The 7741-nt window shown below is 35.7% G+C and carries 5 protein-coding genes and 1 pseudogene; 4 read left to right on the top strand and 2 right to left on the bottom strand.

Annotation, left to right across the window (positions count from 1 at the left end):
• Positions 1-136 precede the first annotated feature (136 nt).
• Positions 137-571: a transposase gene (locus tag HMPREF1508_RS10800; protein ID WP_198015572.1), complete on the bottom strand. Its 435-nt coding sequence runs from the start codon at positions 569-571 to the stop codon at positions 137-139.
• Positions 572-787: 216 nt separating this feature from the next.
• Complete coding sequence (locus HMPREF1508_RS05155; protein WP_044960109.1) at positions 788-2089, bottom strand: IS30 family transposase; 1302 nt, start codon at positions 2087-2089, stop codon at positions 788-790.
• A gap of 261 nt (positions 2090-2350) precedes the next feature.
• Between HMPREF1508_RS05155 and HMPREF1508_RS05150 the strand changes: the two genes are divergently transcribed.
• From HMPREF1508_RS05150 to HMPREF1508_RS05135, 4 genes and pseudogenes are all read left to right on the top strand, one after another.
• Entirely contained in the window at positions 2351-2992 is a 642-nt protein-coding gene (locus HMPREF1508_RS05150) for a TetR/AcrR family transcriptional regulator (protein ID WP_044960107.1), read from the top strand.
• 58 nt (positions 2993-3050) lie between these two features.
• On the top strand, positions 3051-4802 hold the full coding sequence (locus tag HMPREF1508_RS05145) for an ABC transporter ATP-binding protein (RefSeq protein ID WP_044960105.1): 1752 nt from the start codon (positions 3051-3053) through the stop codon (positions 4800-4802).
• Positions 4803-6527 (top strand): ABC transporter ATP-binding protein, encoded by a 1725-nt coding sequence (locus HMPREF1508_RS05140; RefSeq protein ID WP_044960103.1) that lies wholly within the window; start codon positions 4803-4805, stop codon positions 6525-6527.
• Positions 6528-6535: 8 nt separating this feature from the next.
• Positions 6536-7489, top strand: a pseudogene (locus tag HMPREF1508_RS05135) (ATP-binding cassette domain-containing protein); the annotation flags it as partial.
• Positions 7490-7741: the final 252 nt, after the last annotated feature.

Below are 7741 nucleotides of genomic sequence, written 5' to 3'. Positions count from 1 at the left end.
TGTCAAATGTTGGGGCGGGATCCTTCGGGAGCCCGCCCTAATACTGTGTTTGGGCGGATTTAGGTGTTCCATGGTATGTCAGCATCTTTTATGGCATAACAAATAAACCCCTGAGCGCCAAGCTTGTTTTCAGTTACTAATTCATTGCCATCAGGATGCGAGTCCGAAGCCTTTCGAAGCGATGGATTCCATAGGAGGTTCGTTTTAAGACCTTAATTCGGTTGTTGAACCCCTCTGTTGTTCCGTTTGTAATGTCTGTGTGTTTAAAGGCAGCACAAATCTCTCTGGCCCAGTTCTGGTAGCATTTTGCCACTTTATGAAACTCAGCGACACGACAAGATTCAGCTTCCTGAATCCAAAGACGGAACTGTCTTCTTTGTTCAGAGTACTTCCTGTTCTGACAGATACTGTAGAACCACTCCTTTAAGTGATGCGCCTTGCGTAGATCTTCGTTGTAAAAGATCATGCGAGAGCAGGCGATTTGCTGCTCAAGCGGCAGCTTCTTAAACCGAGAAAGAAGGGGCGATTGCAAAACGAGGTTCCAGTTTGAAGCAGTAACTTCCAGTATCACCCTGGATTGCAATGAAAACTTCTATTTTTGGCTGGTAGACTCTGTACAAGCAGGATGGAAATGGCTATAAATGAGGTAAGGAAGCAGTTGCTTCCGAAAAAACGCGTATCTTAACCAGAGGTCGAGCTCAAACCGAAAAATTCGGAACTTTTAAGTTCCACCCCTAAAACATGAACTGGGTAGGTTCTTGTTCCAGGTGCTCTGACAGATATGCGTTTACTTAAAGAGTCTGGGACTCAGGATGATTTCATCAGGTGGAATCTTCCTGAGTCCGATTTTCTTTAAGAGATTCTCCCCATACTGAAATGAAAACATTTCATAGGGACTTTTATTCCCAAGTGTCTTTCTTCGATAGGAATTGATATGACTCATCATTAGATTGATTTGTTCCTGCTGATAGGCAGTTAAATCAACTCCTTTTGGAAGGATTCTCCGAATCATTTCATGGTGGACTTCACAGCTCCCCTTCTGGTAAGGAGCAGAAGCGTTGCAGTAGAAAACATAGGATCGTCGGTTTCCATGCTCATCAAATTCAATTCTCTTAGGATCGGAGAATTCACTTCCATTGTCAGCGAGGATAACAGGAAACAGATCTTTAAAGGAGTCAGCCCCAAGCGTCGCATATAGTTGGTTAAAGACAGTGATCACAGACTGAGCATCATTATGGTCTCTACGAAAGGCGATTTGCAGTCCGTCTGTGACAAAAGTAATGGTAAGAAGAACAGCACCACCTTTTGTGCCCTCGACAGAATCAATCTGAACAACAGGTGTGTCGGGATGTGAGGCCATAAAGGCATTCAAATCCTTCATGGTTCGTCCCTGACGGCATTTGGTGTCAATTTTTATCGTATTGGGTCTCTTGCGCCAGGGACGCATTCTTACCTTGCGCGGCATGTCGATATTGCGCGCGGAGAAAAGATTTGCGTCCATATACAGATATAGTGTCCGCTCGCTTACCATAAGTTCTGCCTTATGCTCCAAATAGATATGGTGTAGAGATTGTCCCTGGCGGATCAATGGAGAAATAATAGCATCCATTCGTTCGCGTTCTTCGTCAGACAGAGCAATCCCCTGACGGGACTCAGAGAGGACATCTTCGTATTCTTTTTGCGCGAGAGCAGCATTATAAAATTTTTTCTCTAAGGTGCAGAGTCGCTGTTGTTTACAACCATTGCAGACATAGGGCGGTTTGCTCAGTTTAGGGCAGACTTGCTTATGGTAAGAAATGCAGGTATGTAAGCACCTGCCGCAAAAAGAACAGTATAAGGGACGTCTTTTGCTTACGGAACAGGTTGGACAAATATCTATCTGTTGGCATTTTTTACGAAGAGAGCAGTCATTAAAGGGCTTCCCATAGGCTCCTGTTTTTCGGCAGATAAGATGGGAACGAACCTCTTTTGAGATTGTCGAGCAATCTTTGCCAATGGTCTCTGCGATCTTTTTAAAAGAATCCTGTTGTTGTAGTCCTGTTTCAATCTGTTTTCGTTGCTCATGAGTTAATTGTTTGTATTTAGCCATTTGATCCTCCTGTTCTAGTCAGAGCAACAGGACAAGAACCCCAGTAGCTATTTTAGTTCTTTCGGAAGAATTAAGATCTACTTGACATTCGGAAGGATTAACTTCTAGCGGTTAAGAGGAAGGGGTAGAAACTCAGATTGCAATTCACCTTTTTATTTAACGATGACAATAGGAGTGGTGATATATTGACTAAAAACTGGAAAAGTGATGACATAATTATTAAAGATAATATATTTATCAAAAATGAGAGGGAAAAGTTAGATGTCTTATTGCTCTGATATAACAAAAAATAGAATTTTAGAATGTGCTAAAGGGGAATTTTTAAGCAAAGGATTCGAAAATGCACAGGTAGCTGAAATTGCTAAATTAGCAAAAGTAACTACAGGAGCTATTTATCGTCATTTCAAAAATAAGGAAGCATTATTTTTTGCTCTAATTGAAGAGGAATATAATTACACATTAGATGTTGTTTCTGATGTTGAAAAAAGGAGCGAACAAAAAACTATTAGGATAGACTCTGATTTAGTCGATGATGAAGCGATTATAGAAAATTTATTCTTGGAAACAATGCTATTTGTTGATTATATGTATGCGCATTTTGATAACTTTAAGCTGATTTTTGCGTGTAGCAAAGGGTCACAAGTAGAAAACTTTATTGAGGATATTACTGAAAGATATACAGCTAAAAATATGAAGCTTATTCTTTTCAACGCTAAACAAGAGCAAATTATCACAGAGATTAAAGAGTTTGAAGTTCATGTCATTACAAAAGGCTATATTACATCTCTATGCGAGTGTGTTCTTCATGATATACCGCATGATAATGTTGGCGAATATATTAGAAGCATTGTTATTTTTCAATATTATGGTTGGCAAGGCTTAATGAAGAAAAATAATAGATAATTTTTTGTCAAAAAGTTAGCGATAACTAATTAACTTTTTGTTTGGAGGAGGTATTTTCTTGAAAAGTAACAATAAAAATGCCATTTCAGAGTTGCTTAAATACGCCGATGGCGAGAAAAAACAATTATACAAATCAATTTTGTTAGCGACCATAGGGGAACTGTTTGGAATGATTCCTTTTTTAGCAATAGCAAAATTGATAGAAAAAATATATCAATCTGAAGTGTCATTTAGAACTGTATTGTGTTTAACACTTATAGCTTTGTGTGGACAAGTTTTAAAAGGTATTTTTACTTTATATTCAACAATAACCTCACACAAAGCAACATTTCATATTTTAAAAAATATACGAAGTTTAGTAGCTGAAAAAATGCTAAGAGTACCTATGGGTGTAATGATAGATACTCCTATAGGTAAATTTAAAAATTTAATTGTAGATACAGTGTCTAAGCTGGAAGATTCAATGGCTCATTTTATGCCGGAGATAACATCAAGTATAGTATCTCCTGTTTTATTTTTGGTTTTGATTTTTGCTTTGGACTATAGGATGGGGTTGGCTTCGTTACTTACAATTCCTTTAGGAATGCTTGGATATATAGGTATGATGAAGGATTATGAGTTTAGAAGCAAAACATATACTACAGCTCAAAATAATATGAATAGTACTTTGGTTGAATATATTAATGGGATTGAGGTTATAAAAGCTTTTAACCACAGTGCTTCTTCTTATGAAAAATTTACGAACGCAATTAACTTCTTTCATGATAGTACACTTGCTTGGTGGAAGCAAAGTTGGTTATGGTCAGCATTTGTTCAAGCAGTTATGCCATCCACACTTTTAGGAACTTTGCCGATTGGTGCATATCTGTATATGAATTCAAAAATATCGTTATCAAGCTTTATTGTGTGCATTATACTGCCTATTGGTTTTATTGCACATTTAATGAAAATCGGTAAATATTCTGAGCAATTCAACATGGTTAAGGCAAGTTTAGACGCAATAGAGGAATTTCTATCGAAAGAGGAACTTAAAAGACCAAAAGAGAAGGTAATCTTTGATGACACTCTCTATCGTTTTGAAAATGTTTCATTTGCATATGATAAGGAACTTGTGCTAAAAAATATCAACTTTGAATTAAAACCAAATACAGTAACCGCATTGGTAGGAAATTCAGGTTCTGGAAAATCTACAATAGCAAAACTTATGGCTGGTTTTTGGGATCCGTCCAATGGAAGTATCTATTATGGTGGAAAGAAAATACCCGAAATTCCATTTGAACAGCTAACAAATGAGATAAGCTATGTTGCTCAAGACAATTTCTTGTTTAATACAAGTATAAAAGAAAATATAAAAATGGGAAAACCAACTGCAAGTGATGATGAGGTTATTGAGGCGGCTAAAGCAGCATCTTGCCATGACTTTATTATGGAACTTGAAAATGGATATAACACAAAAGTCGGTGATGCAGGAGGTTCTTTGTCTGGTGGAGAAAGGCAAAGAATTACGATTGCAAGAGCAATGTTAAAACAATCTAAGGTAATAATTTTAGATGAAGCAACTGCATTTGCAGATCCTGAAAATGAATATCTCATTCAAAGTGCAATCACCAAACTCATTAAAGGAAAGACTCTGATAGTGGTTGCTCACAGGCTCTCTACTATTACAAATGCTGATACAATCCTTGTTATGAAAGATGGGGAATTTGTAGAGAATGGAACTCATGAAGCCCTTGTAAAAAAAGATGGAGTATATGCTTCCTTGTGGAAAAATTATGTAGGCGGATTAGATAACGAAAAGGAGGCGTTGTAAATGATTAGCATTGTAAAACGTATATTAAAAATATCAGGGAAGTATAAAAAAAATGTAATTCTTGGTCTTATATTTAGTGGATTAAAATCATTCTTCGCTTCCTTGATGCTGTTGGCGGTTTTACTGATTATGATTAATCTTGAACAGTTGAATATGACTATTATTATGCAGGCAACAGCAATTGTAGTTGTGAGTATATTCGGCAGATTCATTTTTCAATATCTTTGTGATAGAAAATTAAGTGCATCAGGTTATGAAATTTTTAAGGATAAAAGGATTGAAATAGGGGAAAAACTGAAAAAAGCTCCAATGGGGTATTTTTCAGAAAAAAACTTAGGGACAATCCAAGCGGTTCTAACAACAACTATTTCCGACTTAGAGGGTATGGCGATGCTTGCGATGAACTTTATTGTAGGAGGTTTTTTTCATGCCTTTAGTATGACTACCATGTTATTGATCTTTTGTTTTCCGGTAGGGATGGTATCTTTAATTGCAATCATCTTTGGTATGGGCGTTCTTAAATTAATCGCAAAGAAAACCGAAAAATATTCTCCTATCATGCAAGACTCACAAGAAATGCTTGTTACTGATGCAATTGAGTATATTAGAGGAATTTCAGTACTTCGTTCTTTTGAAAAAGGAACTGATGGAAAAAATAAAGTTGAAAAAGCGTTTATGAGTAAATGTAAAGTTGATATTGAGGTTACTGAGGGTTCAGCTTATTTAATGAAACTATATGAAATGATTTTTAAAGTTGCGAGCTGTGTATTGGTGTTTGTTGCAATAATTCTATATATGAAATCTCTGATTCCACTTTCATATACTCTTATGTTTATAGTATCTGCTTTTCTAATTTTTATGGAATTGGAGTTGGTTAATGATGGAGCATTTTTAAGCAGAATGCTCGCAACACAACTTAATCGATTGGACTATGTTTCAGATATACCTTCGCTTGATGAGGGCGGAAAAGAAATTGACTTGAATTCCTATGACATTGAATTGAAAGATGTTTGTTTTGGATATGGGGAAAGAGAGATTTTGAAGAATATAAATTTGCAGATAAAGTCGAATAGCAGTTTGGCTATTGTCGGTGCTTCAGGTTCTGGAAAAACAACTCTTTGTAATATTATAGCAAGATTTTGGGATGTTAATAAAGGTGAAGTATTTATTGGAGGACATAATGTTAAGGACTTTACCTCTGAAAGCCTATTACAAAATATCAGTATGGTATTTCAGAAGGTTTATTTATTCAATGACACGATTGAGAATAATATAAAATTTGGAAATCCAAACGCAACACATGATGAGGTAGTGCAGGCTTGCAAGAAAGCTTGTTGCCACGATTTTATAACAAGCCTTAGTGATGGATACGACACTGTTGTTGGTGAGGGCGGTTCAACGTTGTCAGGAGGAGAAAAGCAAAGAATATCTATTGCAAGAGCAATCCTTAAAGATGCTCCAATCATTATTCTTGATGAAGCAACTTCAAGTGTAGATCCTGAAAACGAGCATATGTTAATTAGTGCAATTAATGAGTTAACAAAAAATAAAACTCTCATTAGCATTGCACATAGATTATCTACGGTAAGAGGAGCAGATCAAATTATTGTTATTGATAAAGGGGAAATTGTACAACAAGGGAATCATAAGGAACTAATTAGTCAAGATGGAGTATATAAACATTTCATCGAAATTAGAAAACAATCTATTGGTTGGAAAATATAGGTGATGAAATGGGAGATGTAGTTATTGATTTTGATAATGTAAGTTTCAGTTATGGAACACAAACAGAAGGGAGTCTCAGAAATATAAATTTCAAAGTTAAAAGAGGAGAATTTATTTTGATTACCGGTCAATCCGGTTCAGGAAAAACAACTGTTACAAGATTGATAAACGGCTTAATTCCACATTTCTTTGAAGGGGTTTTAACCGGGACAGTGAAAGTGTTAGGAAGTGATATAAAAACGATCACTCCCGGAGAAATGGGTAAAAATATTGCTTCTATATTTCAAAATCCACGAAGTCAATTTTTTACAACGAATAGTACCAAGGAAGTGGCATTTGCTCTTGAAAATTATGGAATAGATAGAGATGAAATGATAGATAGAGTGAATTGTGCATTTCACGATTTTGAAGCAGAAAGTCTTATGGATAGGGATATGTTTTCTTTATCTAGTGGTGAAAAACAGAAGATAGCGATTATAGCTGCAAAAGCTTTGAATCCAAAGATTTATGTTTTTGATGAGCCATCTGCAAATTTAGATATTCATTCAATTCTTAACTTAAAGAAAATGATGGAAAGGCTCAAGAAACAGGGATATACAGTAATTGTTTCAGAGCATAGATTATTCTACTTAAAAAACTTGGTAGATAAATGCTTGATAATGAAGGATGGAAAAATTAATAGAGAATTAGAGAAAAATGATATTGAAAACTTGAATGATTCAGATATTAGAGCATATAAACTTCGAACATTTAAGTTAAGTAATATTAAATATGAACTAAAGGATAATCTTATTGTTAATAAGCAAAACGCAGATTTTAAAGTGGAAAATTTATCTTTTTCCTATGATGTTAATCATTCCGTTTTGAGTAATTGTAATTTAGAAGGGAATTTTGGCGAAACAGTAGCTATAGTTGGACACAACGGAAATGGCAAAACGACATTAGGGAAAATAATGTCAGGATGAAATGTAGCTTGAGAATCCCGTTTGTAAGCGGAGACTCCCGTTTGGTAAATAAGAGGTGATATTCTGTAACCGAGAATCCCGATTTGTAAATGAAAATCCCGTTTTGTAATCAAGAATCCCAGATTTTAATAATCAATGGGCATGCTATAATGACTCCAGACCAAATTTCTGCATAGCAAACAGAGATCGAATCACGCTCGAAACTTTTTGTATACGGAGATTCCATCCCAGATTTTAATAATCAATGGG

Origin of the sequence: Shuttleworthella sp. MSX8B (genome assembly GCF_000524295.1) — a bacterium.
GTDB classification, from domain to species: Bacteria; Bacillota; Clostridia; order Lachnospirales; family Lachnospiraceae; genus Shuttleworthia; species Shuttleworthia satelles.
The sequence above is the reverse complement of the archived record's forward strand: the minus strand, read 5'-3'. Positions and strand labels throughout refer to the sequence as shown.

Coding starts and splice junctions, on each gene's coding strand:
- HMPREF1508_RS05155 (WP_044960109.1), bottom strand. CDS start 2,089: ATGGCTAAATACAAACAATTAACTCATGAGCAACGAAAACAGATTGAA.
- HMPREF1508_RS05150 (WP_044960107.1), top strand. CDS start 2,351: ATGTCTTATTGCTCTGATATAACAAAAAATAGAATTTTAGAATGTGCT.
- HMPREF1508_RS05140 (WP_044960103.1), top strand. CDS start 4,803: ATGATTAGCATTGTAAAACGTATATTAAAAATATCAGGGAAGTATAAA.